The organism is Lentibacillus kimchii (assembly GCF_055381965.1).
Window position 1 is genome coordinate 1,062,293 of record NZ_AP043934.1, and the last position, 18,452, is coordinate 1,080,744.

Sequence of the window (18,452 nt, forward strand, 5' to 3'; positions counted from 1 at the left end):
AAGGCGTCAATGATTTACTTTGAGCAAACCCTGACGTATAATTAATTTGGAAACAATAAACAAGTAGAGGTCTTTGCGATGGAAAATATGAAAGAATTAGCTGAAAGTCTTCATTTAAACCATTATTTGCGTCCGGATGATATACCAGACCTGAATTTGTATATGGATCAAGTCATTCAGTTATTTGAACGTCAATTTGACAATACAACCCGCTATCCGGACGATAAAGTTCTCACAAAAACCATGATTAATAATTACGCCAAGGGGAAGTTATTTTTCCCGGTGGAAAACAAAAAATACACCAAAGAACATCTGCTTCTGATCAGCATGATTTATCAGATGAAAGGAGCTTTGTCGATCAGTGATGTGAAGACAGCTCTGAACCAGCTTAATTATAAAGTGACCGATGAGGGGTTTGACTTACAACAGTTTTATGAGCAGTATTTGCAGCTGCTTGATGATAACGTTAATAAATTTTCTGAAGCTATACAGGATCAGCAGCAGGAAGTCAGCCAGACGCTTGATAAAGCCGAAGGTCCTGACAGAGCGTATTTGGAGCAGCTTTTGTTGATTGCTGTATTTACAGCGATGAGCAATTATTATCGCAGAGCTGCTGAAAAGCTTGTTGACGACCTCGCAACAGATATGAGTAACCTAAAGGAAGGAAGATAGGGCTGTGAAACTAAGTATATTAGATCAATCACCAATTGCATCCGGAAAAACGCCGCAGGAAGCGCTGCAGGCATCAGCAGACCTTGCCGTACTGGCTGACAGGCTAGGCTACACGCGTTATTGGATCGCCGAGCATCATGATATGGCCGGACTTGCCTGCCCTAACCCGGATGTAATGCTGGGCATGGTAGGAGCCCGGACCAGCCAGATTCGGATTGGTGCAGGTGCTGTCCTGCTGCCGCATTATAAGCCGTTTCGTGTGGCTGAAACGTATAATTTGCTGGCAACCTTATACCCCGGCAGAATCGACTTAGGGATCGGGCGTGCTCCTGGAGGATCTGCTGAAGCATCGCAGGCGCTGTCAGGAAACTTTCTGCAAAACGTCCGGGATGTTCCAGAGAAAATTGATGAACTGCAGAATTTCTTGCATAGCAGTTTCGATAAGGATGCAATGTATGCCAGGGTTAAGCCAACACCTGTTCCATCCGTTGAGCCAAAACCGTGGATGCTTGGTACAAGTGATAAAAGTGCCATTGCTGCTGCCGAAAAGGGGCTTCCTTATGTATTTGGTCAGTTCATGGGTGCTCAGGATGGTCCTGCTATCACCAAAACGTATAAAGATAAGTTCAGGGAGCAGCATCCTGAGCAGACACCGGAAACTATTGTGACTGTTGCCGTTGTATGTGCAGATACAACTGAAGAAGCACATGATCTGGCATTGAGCAACCAATTGTGGCGTATCAAAGGTGATAAAGGCGAGGGAGACGGAAAAATTCCTGAGGTTCATGAGGCTAAATCTTATACGTATACGGATGACGAAAAAGACACAATTCAGACTATGGCGGACAAGACGATCATAGGCAATCCACAAGAAGTCAAGCAGCAGCTGAACGAACTGCAGTCAATCTATCAGGTTGATGAATGGATGATTGTTACGATTACGCACAGTTATGAAGCACGGGCAAAATCGTACGAACTGATTGCTCGTGAAATGCTCTGAGTCACATGAAAAGCTCTTATGTATAAGCATAATTCTGATTCCGTTTCTGTATAAAATCAGTGTGTTATGACAGGTTATTATAATAGCGTTCGACCAGATTATAGATGGACACCAGTTCGTATAGCATAATCACATCAGGCGGAAAACGGTTTGGCGTCTGTTTGCTTTTTGCCATATCTTCACTGTCCGCCCAAAAAATATCTGTCAATTGATTCAAATACCCTTTATGAACCGCTTCATCATAAGTGATCCGTTGCTTGAGCGAGCGGGCAAGGCTGTAAGCAGCATCTAGAATGATTCGCTGTTCGCTTGCCGTGAATTTTGTATTTTTAAAAACAGAGTAATTCAAGTTGCCAATATGATAATGAATTTGCTGCAGGCGAATAAGTTGATATTGCAGGCGCTGGAATTCCGTTTTTTCTTTTCCGACAAGCGGATGGTATCTGGTTTCTTCTCTTTGAAACCGCGCCAGTGTTTCTGTTTGCTGAATTGTGTCCGCCAGCTGATCGTAAAGTTCCTGTTCAATAGTATCATCCTGATTATCCTGACGGAAAATGCCTGCAAATGACTTTTCAATTGTAACGGCTGTTGTATGTTCGATGGCACGCAGTTTTTTTGTAATCGCTTTTGTATAATCCGGCGGAAGCACAAATAAGTTGACGACGGTCGAGACAATCAGACCAACTGTTGTCGTCCCCAGCCGGATAAAAAAGGCCACAAGGATGTTCGTATGAATCACTTCAACCATAGCAACGGATGTTAAGGTGGCAACGAAAAGTCCGGTGTGCAGTTTCAGCCGGACACATGTCGCTATTGTAAATACAGCTGCCAGTGTATAAGTGATAGGCGAATTGCCGAACAACGATATAAAGAGGACGGCATAGGCCGATCCAATAGCAGAAGCCGGAAAACGAATCAGTCCTTTTTGAATTGAATTCGTGACTGTGGGCTCAAGCGTTACAATGGCTGTAATAACAGCGAAAACTGGCGGCCAGTCCAATAGCACACAAATCCATGCCGTTATAAAGATGGATAAGCCTGTTTTAACAATGCGGTTACCTACAAGTTTAAAATGTTTAAACACTTTCATGTTGGGTTTGCTCCTTATAAAGGTATTATTTCAAGTTCCTTGTTAATTTGCAACTATTTTTGTAAATAACTTATGTTTTGTTCCATTCCTATTCATTCCCCGTACAAAATGGCCAGATTATATTAGTCTATGGCCAATAGACTTTTAATATGGGCAGATAATGCGTTTTGAAATACAATTGTAATCTCTCTATAATATGTGTGTTATCTTCATCTGTTATAGTGGGATTTAACTTAAACTGCTTATATCATATAGACAGCATAGAGAGTCGTTACTGCAACACATACATAAAGCATTTACGTATTACATACGGGGAGTGAAGAACGAAAGATGAAAAAATTTATTGGAACAGCTATTACGGCTGGTGCTCTATTAGTTGGCAGTGTCTCTTGGACGGCCGATGTACATGCAGAACAATTACAGGACGTAAAAAACGAACAGGCTCAGGTGCAGGATAACCTGTCAGATACCGAATCAGACATCGCAAACGTTATGCAGAAGCTGGACAAATTAACTGATAGAATTAAATCGACCAGCGAAGCGCAGGATAAAAATAAACAAAAAATGAAGGAAACGAAAGCGAAAATATCCGAAACAGAAGATGATATAGATAGGATTAATGATGATGTATCGGCACTTAAAGACAAGATAGCGAAACGGAAAAAGGTTTTGAGTGATCGACTGGTTTCACTTCAGGAAAACGGCGGGGACATAAGCTATCTGCAAGTTATTTTTGGCTCGAAAAATTTTCAAGATATGATTAACCGCTTGTCTGCCGTTTCCAAGATTGCTGACTCTGATAAAGAAATGATGGAGCGGCAGGAGACAGATAAGGCAGAATTACAGGAGAACAAAGATGCTAAAAAAGAAGAACTTTCAGATCTTAAAGATATGAAAGTTGAAATCAAAGGTATGAGTGAAACCATTGAGGCTCAAAAAGAGCAAAATGAAAACGACAAAGAAAAACTGAAGAAGAAGAAAGAACATTTAAACAGCATGAAAAACGATCTGGAAAATAAAGATGAAAGCCTTGCTGCTGTTGAAAAAGAACTGACGGATCATTCCAATAGCTCAGACGTATCCGGCGGTACCGACAATTCAAATCAATCCGCTGCATCAGCTTCATCATCAAAGGCGTCTTCTTCTGATGCAGGTACGTCACACACGGCAAATCAGACGAGCGGCAGCACGGTCAGTTCCGCCATCCAAGCTGGGTATTCACAAACAGGCACACCATATGTAACAGCTGGAAAGGGACCTAGCGGTTTTGATTGCTCTGGATTCGTATCGTGGGCATACGGCCAAGCTGGTGTATCGCTTCCATCCAGCACGGCAGCTTTGCAGAGTGTTGGATCAAAAGTATCTCTCAGCAATGCTCAGCGGGGAGACCTCGTGTTTTTTGATACGTATAAAACAAATGGCCATGTCGGCATTTACTTGGGCAATAATAAATTCCTTGGGGCACAAAGCAGCGGTGGTGTAGGTGTTGCTAATATGAATAATTCATATTGGGAAAACCACTTCAAAGGCCATGTACGCAGTGTACAATAATGACGACAACCGATTCGCTTGATAAATAAGAAGCTCATCCCTTAGTGGATGAGCTTCTTATTTATGATGTCTGACATAATGGGCATAAACCATAAATTTCAAATATGTGTCCTTCAATGACATAACACTCTAAGCTTTTTTGGATACCGTCCATCGGGCATATAGTCACTTCTTTTGTTTTTCCGCAATTCTTGCAAATAAAGTGGTGATGGTGAGAATTATCACTGACATAGCTATCATTCGTTTGGGATCCAGCCACATGTGTGGATTATAGTCGTGGTGGTGTCGGCAAAGGATTCCATACCACAGCCAAGATAAATGAAGGCATCACTATCTGCCATGGCCGTTAAATTCCCTATTGATGGCTCATAAAAAATGACGAAAGGTGACCAACAGATCAGGCCAAAGGTGAGTGAGTGTCTCAGGACTGTGCTTCAAACAAAAAACCGGCGAGATGCCGGTTTTGAATAAGTGCTTTTAAAATTTCTGGCCGTAATACTTGTTGAGCGAGAATCCGCGTCCTAATACTTCGGATGCATTTAGAAACACGACAAAGGCTGTTGGCTCTTTATCCTGCAGAAGCCCTTTGATTTTCACGGCTTCCTGCTGATCTGCCACACAAAGAATCATTGTCTGGTTCTGATTGGTGTAGCCCCCGATGGAACGCACCTTCGTCAGCCCGCGGTCAATTTGTTCGTGGATAATACGCTGGATGCTGGCTTCGTCTTCCGTGATGATCATCATCAGTTTTGTCGCAGACGTGCGCAGCTGAACAACATCAATCGTTTTGCCTGTAAGATAGATGCATATGAGTGCAAACAGGGTCAATTCAAGGTTGAATACGATGATTGAGGAAACCACAACCATGCCGTCCACAATCAATTGGGAATAGCCGCTTGATATCCCTGTAAATTTTTTGACAACCTGGGCAATTGAGGCTGTTCCGCCGGTTGATCCGCCGCCTTTAAATACAGTGCCCAGACCAGTGCCGAGAATGATAGCACCGTAAAGTGTTCCCAATACCGGATTGGTTACAGTATAAGGAAAATCGGCAGTTAAATAGATGATCAATGGCACCCAAAATGTACCGAGCAGGGCTTTCCAGCTGAAATCTTTCCCCAGCGTAATCCATCCAAGAATAAATATAGGAATATTAATTAAAAATTGGGACGTTGCGGGGCTTATATTATAGACCTCGTAAATAATGGTACTGACCCCTGATATACCGCCTGCCGCCAGTCGTGAGGGCAGGAGAAATAGATTATAAGCAATGCCCACCAGTGTAGCGCCAATGATCACCAGAGCATAGTCGCGAAGAACCTGTTTCGTCATAGTATGTAAATCCTTTCTGTAATAAATCGATAAGCGAGACATAATTATGGCTGTATCCTGAATCAAGCATTTTCAGCCTTTAGTACAAATAACCGCTATTATTTTAACGCAGTTTGCTGAGTCATGAAAGTATTTTACTAATTTATTAAAAAATCACCCAATTTTATTGCGAACTATCAGAATATAACGTACACTGTTTAATAAGGAGATAGGGTTCTATCTTATTATTTTCAGCTAAAATGAATGAGTATTCATTCAAACAGAAGAGGGAGGCTATACCATGAAGCGATCAATCAAGCGTGGTGCCGTTATAGGTTCCGGTGTCATGGGCTCAAGTATTGCAGCTCACTTGGCGAACACAGGTATTCCGACAATGATGCTCGATATTGTTCCGCGTGAATTGACTGAACGTGAAGCGAAACAAGGTCTGACGCTGGAAGACGAGACTGTAAGGAATCGCAGTGCCCGCGACAGCAAAAAGGCCTTGCTGAAGCAGAATCCATCACCCATAGCAACGAAGAAGAGCCTTGACTTGATCCAGGTTGGGAATTTGGAAGATGATATCGAAGCATTAGCCGATGTGGATTGGATCATTGAGGTGGTTGTTGAAGATCTGGACGTTAAGCAGAAGGTTTATGCCACTATTGATAAGTACCGCCAGGAAGGGGCGATCGTCAGCTCCAATACATCCGGCATTTCTATAGAGGCGATGGCTGAAGGCCGTTCCGAAGACTTTCGGAAACACTTTTTGGGAACGCATTTTTTCAATCCGCCTCGCTATATGAAATTGCTTGAGATTATACCGACAGAGGCTACTGATCCAGACGTCCTGGCATTTATGAAAACATTCGGCGAAGATGTGCTCGGAAAAGGGGTGGTTGAAGCAAAAGATACCCCTAACTTTATCGCTAACCGGATCGGCACGTACGGATTGCTCGTTACGGTTCAGGAAATGCTGCGTGGCGGTTACAGTGTTGGTGAAGTCGACTCAGTGACAGGAACACTTATCGGACGGGCGAAAAGTGCTACATTCCGGACACTGGATGTTGTTGGTCTGGATACGTTCATTCATGTAGCTGACAATGTTCATAAGGAAGTTGAAGGTGCGGAAAGAGACGTCTTTCAAGTGCCTGATTTTATGAGAAAAATGCAGGAAAAAGGCTGGATAGGCGCCAAAAGCGGTCAAGGTTTCTATTTAAAACAAAAAGGAAAGAACGGTAGCACCATTTATGAATTAAATACGAATACATTTGACTATCAGGATCGTCAAAAATTGAAAACGAATGCAACCGAAACGGCCAAACAGGAAAAAGATTTAGCTAAAAAATTGAAAACGCTTATAAATGCAAAAGATGACCGGGCAGGTGATCTGGTCTGGTCCGTATTAAAACCAGTGTTCATTTATTCGGCTGAACTGACAGGCACGATTGCGGATGACATCGTGAATATTGATCAGGCGATGAAATGGGGATTTGGCTGGGAAGTCGGTCCGTTTGAGACGTGGGATGCCATCGGTGTACGTGAATCGGTTGAACGGATGCAGGAAGAAGGGTCCAGCGTTCCGGACTGGGTGCTGAACATGCTGGAATCCGGAAAAGAGACCTTTTATCGCAGGGAAAACGGTGATGTCTATTTCTACAATAACGGTGACTACAAGCAGGAACACTTTAACCCGAAAAATATTGATCTCAAGCTCCTGAAAGATAAAAAAGGCGTTGTTAAAGCGAACGGCGGTGCCAGTTTAATAGATTTGGGTGATGGTGTCTTAGGGCTGGAATTTCATTCGCAGGGAAATGCCATTGGCCCGGATGGCATCAAAATGGTTAATGAAGCAATTGATGAGGTTAATCAAAACTACGAAGGACTTGTAATAGGTAATCAGGGTAACCATTTCTCTGCCGGTGCCCATCTTGGGATGATGCTGATGGCTGCACAGGATGAGGACTTTGTTGAACTGGATATGGTTATCCGGCAGTTTCAGAACATGGGATTAAACATTAAATATGCTGAGAAGCCCATTGTTACGGCACCGTTTAATACGGCAGTCGGCGGCGGCGCTGAAGTGGCTTTGCCAGCAGCATCCATTCAGGCTTCGATGGAAACTTATATGGGATTAGTCGAACCTGGTGTCGGACTTATACCGGGAGGCGGCGGCACCAAGGAGCTCTACTTAAAGGAATTGCGGCATTTGCCGAAAGGGGTCGATTTTGACCTTACAAAGGTGGCTGCTGATGTGTTTGAAAAAGTGGCCACAGCAAACGTGTCAGCATCTGCGGAGGAAGCACGCGAAAACGGGTTCCTGAACAATAACGATGCCGTCAGTGTTAATGCTGACCACTTGCTGCATGATGCAAAACAAAAGGTCCTGGCGCTTGCCAAAGCCGGTTATCAACCGCCAAAACGGGAGAAAATTCCGGTTGCTGGTGATGCAGGCTATGGCGCTATGCTGCTTGGGGCCAAGTCATTGAAGTTCAGCGGCTATGCTTCTGATCATGATCTGAAAGTCGCCGAGAAGCTTGCCTATGTCCTGTCCGGTGGCCGGATAAAAGAGGGGACAGAGATTGATGAAGAGACCATGCTTGATCTGGAGCGTGAAGCGTTCTTAAGTCTGATCGCTGAGCCGCTGACACAGCAGCGCATGCAGCACATGCTGACAAAAGGCAAACCACTGCGAAACTAATTTGAAGAGGGGGAAAAAACGTGAAAGAAGCAGTCATTGTTGCGGGTTCAAGAACCCCTGTCGGAAAAGCCAACAAAGGATCATTGGCTAATACAAGACCAGATGATCTGGCAGCCTTAACGATAAAGGAAACGCTGAGACGTGCTGATAATTATAACGGCACTATTGATGATGTGATCATCGGCTGTGCGATGCCGGAAGCCGAGCAGGGCATGAATATGGCACGAAACATCGCCGGACTGGCCGGCCTGGATAAATCCGTCCCTGGTATTACCATTAATCGTTATTGTTCATCAGGCCTGCAGAGCATTGCTTATGCAGCTGAACAAATTATGATTGGTGCCAGTGACACAGTCATTGCAGGCGGAGCAGAATCGATGAGCCTGATCCCAATGGGCGGTCATGTGCTTAAGCCTAATACGGAACTTGTGCAGAACGCACCCGGCTATTATATGCAAATGGGGCATACGGCCGAAGAGGTGGCTAATCGCTTTGGTATTTCGCGCGATGAACAGGATGAATTTGCTGTTCGCAGTCATCAACGTGCTGCCAAGGCACAAGAAGAAGGGAAGTTTCAGGATGAGATTGTTCCGGTCGATGTGACCGAACGTGTCATTGGCAGCGATAATAAGGTGAAAGAGCAATCATTCACAATTAAGAAGGATGAAGGGGTGCGTGCGGAAACCAGCAAAGAGACGCTTGGCAAATTAAAGCCGGCATTTTCGAGAACGGGATCGGTAACAGCGGGCAACTCATCGCAAATGAGCGATTGTGCCGGCACGGTTTTGGTTATGGACCGCGAAAAAGCTGATTCTGAAGGACTTGAGCCACTTGCGAAATTTCATTCATTTGCCGTGGCAGGTGTTGAACCGGAGATCATGGGTGTCGGTCCAGTAGAGGCTGTTCCTAAAGCATTGAAAATAGCTGGTCTGGACCTGTCTGACATTGGTTTGATTGAGCTGAATGAAGCATTTGCCTCGCAGTCTGTAAGAGTCATTCAGGCACTGGACCTTGATCCTGACATTGTTAACGTGAACGGCGGGGCTATTGCTCTGGGACATCCACTGGGAATGACCGGGACGAAACTGACTTTAAGTCTTATCAATGAAATGAAGCGGCGCAATGTACAATATGGTGTCGTAACAATGTGTATTGGCGGCGGTATGGGAGCTGCGGGTGTTTTTGAGCTTCTTTAGTGATGCTTGAAAACAGACCTGTTCCCATGAAAAAACGGTTTAATATTTCACACAGGAAAGGATGAGTTTAAATGGGCGAAACCAAAGAAAAACAGTTTAAAGGTGGTGGGTTTTTAACGGAGGATCTCACTGCTGACGATATCTTAACGCCTGAGGATTTTACAGAAGAGCACAAAATGATCGCTCAGACAACGGATGATTTTATTGATGGTGAAGTTTTACCAAAGATTGATAACCTGGAAAATCATGAATTTGAATATTCGGTTGAATTATTGAAAAAAGCTGGCGACCTTGGACTGCTTGGTGCCGATATTCCTGAGGAGTATGGCGGGCTGAATCTGGATAAGACCAGTTCAGCTATTATTACAGAGAAATTTGCTCGTGTCGGCGGATTTTCGATCACCCATGGCGGTCATGTCGGCATTGGTACATTGCCAATCGTCTTTTTTGGCAATGAAAAACAAAAGCAAACGTATTTGCCGAAGCTTGCCACCGGTGAGATGATTGCTGCCTACGCACTGACTGAACCTAGTGCCGGATCAGATGCTATGAGCGGTAAGACAACGGCCATGTTGAATGAAGCGGGTACCCATTACATTTTAAATGGCGAGAAGCAATGGATTACCAATTCAGCGTTCGCCGATGTATTTGTTGTTTACGCTCAGGCTGATGGTGATCAATTTTCTGCCTTTATTGTTGAACGCAAATTTCCGGGTGTTTCGACGGGCCCTGAGGAAAATAAATTAGGGATTAAAAGTTCGTCAACACGTACATTAGTCCTGGAGGATGTTGAAGTGCCGGTTGAAAATATGCTTGGTGAAAAAGGAAAAGGTCACAAAATTGCCTTTAATATCCTGAACGTTGGACGTTACAAACTTGCTATGGGAGGCGTTGGCGGCTCTAAACGCGGCATCGAACTAGCCGCAGATTACGTTAATGAGCGTAAGCAGTTTGATACAGCGATCGCCAGTTTCTCACTGACACAGGAAAAGCTGGCGACGATGGCAGCCGAAACGTATGCGAATGAAAGTGCTGTTTACCGCACAGTTGGTTTGTTTGAGCAGCGAATGGGTTCCTTAACCGACGAACAGCTGAAAGACGGCAAAGAAGTAGCGAGGGCCATCGCTGAATACCAGATTGAGTGTTCCATGAATAAATTTTCCGCTACCGAATGCATGGATTATGTTGTGGATGAAGCCCTCCAGCTGCATGGCGGATACGGGTTCATGGAGGACTATGAAGTAGCGCGGATGTACCGTGATTCACGAATTAATCGGATTTTTGAAGGCACAAATGAGATTAATCGTCTGTTGGTTCCGGGCACACTGATGAAGAAAGCCATGAAAGGAGAACTGCCGCTCCTTCAACAAGCTCAAAGCCTGCAGGAAGAGCTGATGACGATGATGCCTGAAGAAGTTGGCGATAATACATTGGAGCAGGAGAAGTATTTACTCAAAAACAGCAAGAAGATGATCCTGCTTGGTGCTGGCCTTGCTGCACAAAAATACGAGAATAATCTTGAAAATGAACAGGAAATTCTTGTGAATCTGGCCGATATGGTGAATGATGTGTATAACATGGAAACGGTGATTTTGCGTACTGAAAAAGCTATTAATCAGGATGGCGAGAGTAAGCATCAGCAAAAGCTGCTGTATACACAAGTTTATGTTCAGGAAGCATTTAATCGTATTGAAGCGGCAGCCAGGGAATCACTTATCGCCATTGAAGAAGGGGATACGCTGAAAATGATGCTGTCCTCCCTGCGCAAACTGACCCGTCATACACCAATCGATGTCATTGCCAAAAAGCGGGAAATAGCTGCCAAAATTCTGGATACTAAAAAATATGTTGTTTAATAAAAAATAAGCGGTTTAAAACCCCGGCTCTGGATACCCAGACCCGGGGTTTTATTTGGCGGCACAAAATGATGTCTGTTTTCAGAAGGCGTTTCAGGTCGCCCCCTTGTCCCATTTTTGCTATAATAAACTTATTGCTATACGGAAAGGGGATAGAGAGGCATGGCGTTAACATTTTACTGGTACCCTAAATGCGGTACGTGCCAAAAAGCTAAGAAATGGCTTGATGCACATAGCATCGATTATACGAGCGTTCACCTTGTGGATGATCCGCCGACTAAACAGGAACTGCTTGATTATATGGACAAAAGTGATTTGCCTGCCAAAAAGTTTTTTAATACAAGCGGGAAAAAATACCGCGAACAGAACCTTAAAGATAAAATCGATGATATGACGGCAGATGATATGGCAGAACTGCTGGCGTCTGACGGAATGCTGATCAAGCGGCCGATTGTAACTGACGGTGACAACGTGACGGTTGGATTTAATGAGGAGACCTTTACGGCAGCATGGCTTTGAACTAAAATGGTAGAAAAATGGTTTGCAGCCTAGTATAGTAACATTAAGACCGATTACAGATGGAGGGATTCAGATGAACTTACCGAATGAATTGTATTATACAGAAGAACACGAATGGATCAAGAAGGAAGACGGCCAAATAAGAATTGGTATTACTGACTTTGCCCAGGATGAGCTAGGTGACGTTGTATTTGTCGAGATGCCTGAGGCAGGTGACGAACTAAAAACGGATGAACCTTTTGGCAGTGTTGAATCTGTTAAAACTGTTTCAGAACTTTATGCTCCTGTCAGCGGAAAAGTTGTTGAAGTTAATGAGGAATTGGAAGACAGTCCGGAATTAGTTAATGAATCACCTTATGATAAAGCATGGATGGTTGTTCTGGAACCTGATAATCCAGGAGATGTTGACGAGCTGCTATCCGCTGAGCAATATGAAAAAGCTGTTAGTCAAGATTAATTAATGTGAAAAGCCGGCTGCTCCTAAAGAAGGAATGGCGGCTTTTTATACTCGTATCAGCTCTTATGGATGTTTATGCGTCATTGATCATATAATAATAGCACGATCTTGCTTGAGGAGTGTCAGAGGGATGACAGATCAACAAGAAAAAGTTATTATTGTAGAAGGATTATCCGATAAGAAACAGGTTAAAAAGATAATCGCGGAAGATGCAGAAGTCGTTTGTACGAATGGCACACTCGGTGTTGAAAAGTTTGATGAGCTTCTTAACCAGTATGACTTGGACCACCGGGATGTGTATATTTTAGCCGATGAAGACAGCCCAGGCATCAGATTGCGCAGCCAGCTGGCGCGTGAGCTTCCGCACGCACGGCATATTCATGTAAGCAGTGAATATCGCGAAGTAGCCGCGACACCGGAAAATATGCTGGCGATCGAACTGGCTGGGAAGCAAATAGCGGTTAATCCGATTTTTTTGATTTAGGGTGATTGTTTGCTGCAGGTAACCGATGACACCATTCAACAGGATCGCTACTTAATGTTTATTTATACACCGCTTTGCGGTACATGTGCTCTAGCAAGGACAATGCTTGATAAAATTGAGTCTGTTCATAAACAGAGTATTTTCTATGAAATGAATGCGTCGCTCAATCCCCAATTCATGGAAGAGCATAAAGTTGAAAGCGTCCCATGCCTTTTGATTAAAGAAGATGGTGCGATTAAGGATAAAGTGTACGCTTTTAAATCCATAGCTAATATTTATAGTTTTTTAATGACATACAAGCCGGAATTGTTTGTGCAAAGCACGCACGATTAATTCATGACTCTATGAAGCTGAGAGGTTTCATACCGTGGATTGTTGTATTATATAAGTTCATAAATGTGATTGGAGCGCGGACGACTTTCATCGTTCGCGCTTTTTTAATGATCTCAAAAAATTTCTGATAATTATTGCATTTATATTAAATGTAATGCATAATAATACATAACCTATTGATTGATTATTAAAAATATCTGATTTGAATAAGCGGAAGGTGGTGGTTGCATGAAACTGGAAAAGGCTGTGAAAACGGATGAAAAACTGCTGAATCATGATTTTATAAGACTTATGGATTATCAGAAACAAGATCTGTTTTATTTGTTGGAATTGGCTGGGCAAATGAAACATAACTGGCAGGCAGGTATTCATAGTAAACCATTAGAAGGACGCGTGCTTGGCATGTTATTTATGAAACCATCAACAAGGACGCGTGTTTCCTTTGAAACAGGTATGTCCCAGCTTGGAGGCACTGGTATTTATCTGGAAGCGGATCAGCTGCAGCTGGGAAGAGGCGAAACGATGGCTGATACGGCAACTGCTTTATCAGGTTATCTGGATGGAATGCTGATTCGCACTTTTTCACAGGACATGATTGACACATTCGCGGCTCATGCCACTATTCCAGTTATTAACGGGCTGACAGATATGTATCATCCTTGTCAGGTGCTTGCTGATTTGCAGACGATCAGGGAAATGAAGGGAGCTCTGAAGGGTGTCCGACTGACTTATTTAGGCGACAGTAACAATGTAGCTCACTCATTAATGATCGGTGCTGCGATGACCGGGATGGATATAACAATCGGTACACCAGATCACTGCCGGCCCGATGAAGGTGTTATACAAAAAGCCTCAGTCATCGCTGGAAATTCAGGAAGCAAGATGGCCATTACCTCAGAACCGGTAAGCGCTATCCGGGGAGCTGATGTTGTTTATACGGATGTGTGGACCAGCATGGGACAGGAATATGAACAGACAGACAGGCAGCAAATGCTGGAAGCCTATCAGGTTAATGCAGCATTGCTATCGGAAGCAAAACACGATGCAATTTTTATGCATTGTCTCCCCGCGCATCGGGGTGAAGAAGTAACGGCAGACGTGATTGACGGGAAACAGTCCGTCGTTTTCCAGCAGGCGGAGAACCGGCTGCATGCACAGAAAGCATTAATGATGGCTTTAATGGGATAGACCATGATAAACGTATCATAAATGAATGAGATCGGTATCATTCAAAAGAGCCAGACTAAGAATTAATGTCCGGAAACCACTCCGGGCACTGTTTTTATATTGTTTTATTTAATATACACACTAAAATGTATTATAATGAATGCAGCCCGTAATAAAGGGAAGATGTCACTGAAAGTCATTGCTGCAAACGATGACAGTTGATAATACTTTTAAAATGGTTTAAAATAATAATAAGTATAGACTGAGAATGGATGAGAATTATCCATATCTAAATAAAGGCACTATAATTGAAAATGGAGGTAATGAAATGGCTGGCTCAACTCTTGAGATAAAAAATCTTCACGTGGAAATTGAAGGAAATGAAATATTGAAAGGTGTTAACCTTACAATAAAAGGCGGCGAATTCCACGCAATCATGGGGCCGAACGGAACAGGCAAATCAACCCTTGCTTCGGCTATCATGGGGCACCCGCATTACGATATCACAGAAGGCAGCGTTCTTCTCGATGGTAAAGAGGTCCTGGATATGGAAGTGGATGAACGGGCTCACGCTGGTCTGTTTCTGGGCATGCAGTATCCGAGTGAAATCAGTGGTGTGACAACATCTGACTTCCTGCGCTCATCCATTAACGCTCAGCGTGAAGAAGGTAATGAAATTTCACTGATGAATTTCATTAAAGAAATGGATAGGGTACTGGATGAACTTGACATTGATAAAAACATGGCACAGCGTTATTTGAACGAAGGATTCTCCGGTGGTGAGAAAAAACGCAACGAGATTCTTCAGCTCATGCTGCTGAAACCGGAAATTGCCATTTTGGACGAGATTGACTCCGGTCTGGATATCGATGCTTTGAAGGTTGTTGCCAAAGGTGTTAATGAGATGCGCAGCAACTCATTCGGCTGCCTGATTATTACACACTATCAGCGCCTGCTTAATTACATCACACCGGACCAGGTTCACGTTATGCTTGATGGCCGTGTTGTTAAATCCGGTGGACCTGATCTGGCTAAGCGTCTTGAAGATGAAGGCTATGAATGGCTTAAGCAAGAAGCAGGTCTTGAAGACAAGAATTCTGGGCAAGAAGTCTAAAAAGCTAGGAGGGGTAAATATGACTGTCGAAACAAAACTGTCCTACGATAAAGATTATATCAGTCAGTTTTCACAAGAAAATAATGAACCAGACTGGATGCGGGATTTACGCCTTCAAGCTTTAGATCAGGCTGAATCACTGGAGATGCCAGAACCTGAGAAAACGGATATTACTAAATGGAATTTCAGCAGCTTCAAGCATAACGTTCCAAAATCGGAAACAATTGCTTCGCTCGATAAGCTGCCGGCATCAATTCAGGATTTTCTTGATCATGAAAACACTCAGGAAAATTTACTGATTCAGCGGAATAATACTGTAGCCTATGCAGCTATAAACAAGGAACTCAAGGATAAAGGCGTCATTTTCACCGACATTTTCACAGCAGCTCGTGAACATCCGGATCTTGTTGAACGCTATTATATGAAGGATGCCGTTTCAGTTGACGAGCATAAGCTGACAGCACTTCATGCAGCGCTTATGAATGGCGGAGCATTCGTCTATGTTCCGAAAAATGTTCAGATTGAAGAACCGCTGCAAGTAATTTTCTGGCAGGAAGATCCCGAAGCCGCTCTTTTCAACCATGTCTTAATTGTTGCAGAAGAGAGCAGCTCAGTGACATATGTTGAAAATTATTTTTCCGAGAACACTGAACAGGAAACAACAGCAAACATCGTGACGGAAGTTATTGCTAATGATAACGCGCAAATATCTTTTGGCGGTGTTGATAATTTTGCTGCCGGAACAACCGTTTATATCAACCGGCGTGGCAGTGTTTACCGTGATGCACGAATTGAATGGGCATTAGGCCAGATGAATGATGGAAATACCGTATCTGAAAATGTAACGAATCTCTTTGGCAACAACGCTGTGTCCAATGCCAGGACGGTTTCAGTTGGCCGTGATAAGCAGTCGCAGAACTTCACATCGCAAATTACGCACCATGGTAAATTCACGGAAGCTAATATCCTGCAGCATGGTGTCATGCGCGATAAAGCCAGGTCAGTTTTTAATGGTGTTGGAAAAATCGAAGACGGAGCCTCGAAAACAGTAGCAGGACAGGAGTCTCGCGTCCTGATGTTAAGTGAGAAAGCACGCGGTGATGCAAACCCAATTCTCCTGATTGATGAGGACGATGTTGAAGCCGGTCACGCTGCTTCAGTCGGACGGGTCGATCCACTGCAGATGTATTATCTGATGAGCCGGGGTATTCGTCGTCAGGAAGCTGAACGTTTGGTCATTCATGGCTTTCTCGCTCCCGTTGTGAACCAGTTGCCTATTGAATCAGTCAAAACACAGTTGAGGCAAGTTATAGAAAGGAAAGTCTATTAATGGATGTGAAAGCTGTACGGGATGAATTCCCGATTTTGCACCAAGACGTAAATGGCTATCCGCTCGTATATCTTGATTCATCGGCAACGTCGCAAAAGCCGCGTCAGGTCATTGATGCTGTAGATGCCTATTATCGGGAGAATAACGCCAATGTGCATCGTGGTGTGCATACGCTCAGTATGAGGGCGACTGATCAATATGAAGGTGCCCGGGAGAAGGTGCGCCAGTTCATTAATGCATCGAGTACAGCTGAGGTTATCTTCACCCGGGGAACGACGACGTCGCTTAACACGATAGCCTATAGCTATGCATGGCCTAATCTGCAGGCAGGTGATGAGATCGTCATCACTGAAATGGAACATCACAGTAACCTTATTCCCTGGCAGCAGGCTGCTAAAGCAACTGGAGCAGCATTGAAGTATATACCCATGCAGAGCGATGGAACGCTCACTTTGGAAGATGTGCGTGAGACGGTTACAGAGCACACGAAAATTGTGGCGATTTCACATGTTTCAAATGTCCTTGGCACGATCAATCCAGTTAAGGAAATGGCACATATCGCTCACCAGAATGGTGCGATTATAGTTGTTGATGGTGCCCAGGGAGCACCGCATATGAATGTTGACGTTCAGGATTTGGATTGTGACTTCTATACGTTTTCCGGTCACAAGATGCTGGGTCCAACGGGGATTGGCGTTTTGTATGGCAAACAGGCATTGCTGGAGAACATGGAACCGGTCGAATTTGGCGGCGAAATGATTGACGTTGTTGATTTCTATGATTCAACCTGGAAGGAACTCCCGTGGAAGTTCGAAGGCGGAACTCCCGTGATTGCAGGTGCTATTGGACTGGGAGCGGCAATTGACTTTTTGAATAATGTCGGTATGAATGCTATCATGGAACATGAACAGAATTTAGTTAATTACGCACTAAAAAAATTGCGAACAATTGATGATATTAGCATATATGGTCCGGAAGAACGAACGGCGCTTGTTACTTTCAATTTAAATGTTCACCCGCATGATCTGGCGACGGTGCTGGATGCGGAAGGCATTGCCGTTCGTGCAGGGCATCACTGTGCACAGCCTCTGATGAAGTGGCTGAATTCGCCGGCAACAGCGCGAGCCAGTTTTTATCTGTATAATACAGAAGAAGAGGTTGACCGCCTGGTCGAGGGACTTTTGCATACGAAGGAGTTTTTTGGCGATGTCATTTAGCGACCTTAATACATTATACAGACAAGTAATTATGGACCATTACAAGAACCCCAAAAATAATGGTACGTTTGAAAATGACGCGCTGACAGTGGATATGAATAATCCGACATGCGGCGATCGGATCCAGCTTCAGTTGCAGCTAGTAGATGGTGTGGTTCAGGATGCTAAGTTCACCGGTGAGGGGTGTTCCATCAGCATGGCCTCTTGCTCGATGATGACTGAGGCTGTTAAAGGCCAAAAGCTTGAAGATGCCTTGAATATGTCGAAAGCTTTTTCAAATATGATGCTGGGCGAGGAAGTCGATACAGACGAAATGGGTGATGCTGCTGCATTACAGGGTGTATCGCAGTTCCCAGCCCGCATTAAATGTGCCACTTTGCCTTGGAAGGCAATGGAAAAAGGTGTTAAAGAATAGTTAGCGGATGAAGGTATAACACTTTTAAGGAGGTAATTT

General features: G+C 44.0%; 17 protein-coding genes and 1 pseudogene. 15 read left to right on the forward strand and 3 right to left on the reverse strand.

Annotated elements, in window-relative coordinates; all coding sequences use genetic code 11:
- Positions 1–78: 78 nt before the first annotated feature.
- Positions 79–672, forward strand: coding sequence for a DUF1836 domain-containing protein (locus tag ACZ444_RS05780; protein ID WP_382357611.1), 594 nt, complete (start codon positions 79–81; stop codon positions 670–672).
- 4 nt (positions 673–676) lie between these two features.
- Complete coding sequence (locus tag ACZ444_RS05785; protein WP_382357610.1) at positions 677–1,672, forward strand: LLM class flavin-dependent oxidoreductase; 996 nt, start codon at positions 677–679, stop codon at positions 1,670–1,672.
- A 64-nt stretch (positions 1,673–1,736) separates the two neighbouring features.
- Here the strand turns inward: ACZ444_RS05785 and ACZ444_RS05790 are convergent, their stop codons facing one another.
- Positions 1,737–2,762 carry an FUSC family protein gene (locus tag ACZ444_RS05790; protein WP_382357609.1) on the reverse strand — a complete coding sequence of 342 codons (1,026 nt, stop codon included), beginning with the start codon at positions 2,760–2,762 and terminating at the stop codon, positions 1,737–1,739.
- A gap of 330 nt (positions 2,763–3,092) precedes the next feature.
- On the opposite strand from ACZ444_RS05790, the gene ACZ444_RS05795 reads away from it, so the two are divergent.
- Positions 3,093–4,313 carry a C40 family peptidase gene (locus ACZ444_RS05795; RefSeq protein WP_382357608.1) on the forward strand — a complete coding sequence of 407 codons (1,221 nt, stop codon included), beginning with the start codon at positions 3,093–3,095 and terminating at the stop codon, positions 4,311–4,313.
- Between the two features lie 61 nt (positions 4,314–4,374).
- Here ACZ444_RS05795 and ACZ444_RS05800 read toward each other — a convergent pair.
- Positions 4,375–4,527, reverse strand: a pseudogene (locus ACZ444_RS05800) (transcriptional repressor); the annotation flags it as partial.
- 263 nt (positions 4,528–4,790) lie between these two features.
- Positions 4,791–5,645: a YitT family protein gene (locus tag ACZ444_RS05805; RefSeq protein WP_382357607.1), complete on the reverse strand. Its 855-nt coding sequence runs from the start codon at positions 5,643–5,645 to the stop codon at positions 4,791–4,793.
- Between the two features lie 280 nt (positions 5,646–5,925).
- Here ACZ444_RS05805 and ACZ444_RS05810 point away from each other — a divergent pair, with 280 nt between their 5' ends.
- The 12 genes from ACZ444_RS05810 (at position 5,926) to sufU (ending at position 18,413) form a co-directional block, all read left to right on the forward strand.
- Entirely contained in the window at positions 5,926–8,325 is a 2,400-nt protein-coding gene (locus ACZ444_RS05810) for a 3-hydroxyacyl-CoA dehydrogenase/enoyl-CoA hydratase family protein (RefSeq protein ID WP_382357606.1), read from the forward strand.
- Positions 8,326–8,345: 20 nt separating this feature from the next.
- Complete coding sequence (locus tag ACZ444_RS05815; RefSeq protein WP_382357605.1) at positions 8,346–9,521, forward strand: acetyl-CoA C-acetyltransferase; 1,176 nt, start codon at positions 8,346–8,348, stop codon at positions 9,519–9,521.
- 71 nt (positions 9,522–9,592) lie between these two features.
- Positions 9,593–11,377: an acyl-CoA dehydrogenase family protein gene (locus ACZ444_RS05820; RefSeq protein ID WP_382357604.1), complete on the forward strand. Its 1,785-nt coding sequence runs from the start codon at positions 9,593–9,595 to the stop codon at positions 11,375–11,377.
- 162 nt (positions 11,378–11,539) lie between these two features.
- Positions 11,540–11,896: an arsenate reductase family protein gene (locus ACZ444_RS05825; protein WP_382357603.1), complete on the forward strand. Its 357-nt coding sequence runs from the start codon at positions 11,540–11,542 to the stop codon at positions 11,894–11,896.
- Between the two features lie 73 nt (positions 11,897–11,969).
- The gene (gene gcvH / locus ACZ444_RS05830; protein ID WP_382357602.1) at positions 11,970–12,353 is read left to right on the forward strand and encodes a glycine cleavage system protein GcvH; all 384 of its coding nucleotides are present in this window, start codon (positions 11,970–11,972) and stop codon (positions 12,351–12,353) included.
- A gap of 130 nt (positions 12,354–12,483) precedes the next feature.
- Positions 12,484–12,837, forward strand: a complete 354-nt coding sequence (locus tag ACZ444_RS05835) for a toprim domain-containing protein (protein WP_382357601.1) — start codon at positions 12,484–12,486, stop codon at positions 12,835–12,837.
- A 9-nt stretch (positions 12,838–12,846) separates the two neighbouring features.
- Positions 12,847–13,170 (forward strand): thioredoxin family protein, encoded by a 324-nt coding sequence (locus ACZ444_RS05840; protein WP_382357600.1) that lies wholly within the window; start codon positions 12,847–12,849, stop codon positions 13,168–13,170.
- A gap of 228 nt (positions 13,171–13,398) precedes the next feature.
- Positions 13,399–14,358, forward strand: a complete 960-nt coding sequence (gene argF / locus ACZ444_RS05845) for an ornithine carbamoyltransferase (protein WP_382357599.1) — start codon at positions 13,399–13,401, stop codon at positions 14,356–14,358.
- 307 nt (positions 14,359–14,665) lie between these two features.
- The gene (gene sufC / locus ACZ444_RS05850; RefSeq protein ID WP_382357598.1) at positions 14,666–15,451 is read left to right on the forward strand and encodes a Fe-S cluster assembly ATPase SufC; all 786 of its coding nucleotides are present in this window, start codon (positions 14,666–14,668) and stop codon (positions 15,449–15,451) included.
- 19 nt (positions 15,452–15,470) lie between these two features.
- Positions 15,471–16,781 carry a Fe-S cluster assembly protein SufD gene (sufD, locus tag ACZ444_RS05855; protein ID WP_382357597.1) on the forward strand — a complete coding sequence of 437 codons (1,311 nt, stop codon included), beginning with the start codon at positions 15,471–15,473 and terminating at the stop codon, positions 16,779–16,781.
- Entirely contained in the window at positions 16,781–17,998 is a 1,218-nt protein-coding gene (locus ACZ444_RS05860) for a cysteine desulfurase (protein ID WP_382357596.1), read from the forward strand. Before sufD ends, ACZ444_RS05860 begins: the two co-directional genes overlap by 1 nt.
- Complete coding sequence (sufU, locus tag ACZ444_RS05865) at positions 17,988–18,413, forward strand: Fe-S cluster assembly sulfur transfer protein SufU (protein ID WP_382357595.1); 426 nt, start codon at positions 17,988–17,990, stop codon at positions 18,411–18,413. The genes ACZ444_RS05860 and sufU overlap by 11 nt, the downstream gene beginning before the upstream one ends.
- The last annotated feature ends 39 nt before the right edge of the window (positions 18,414–18,452 follow it).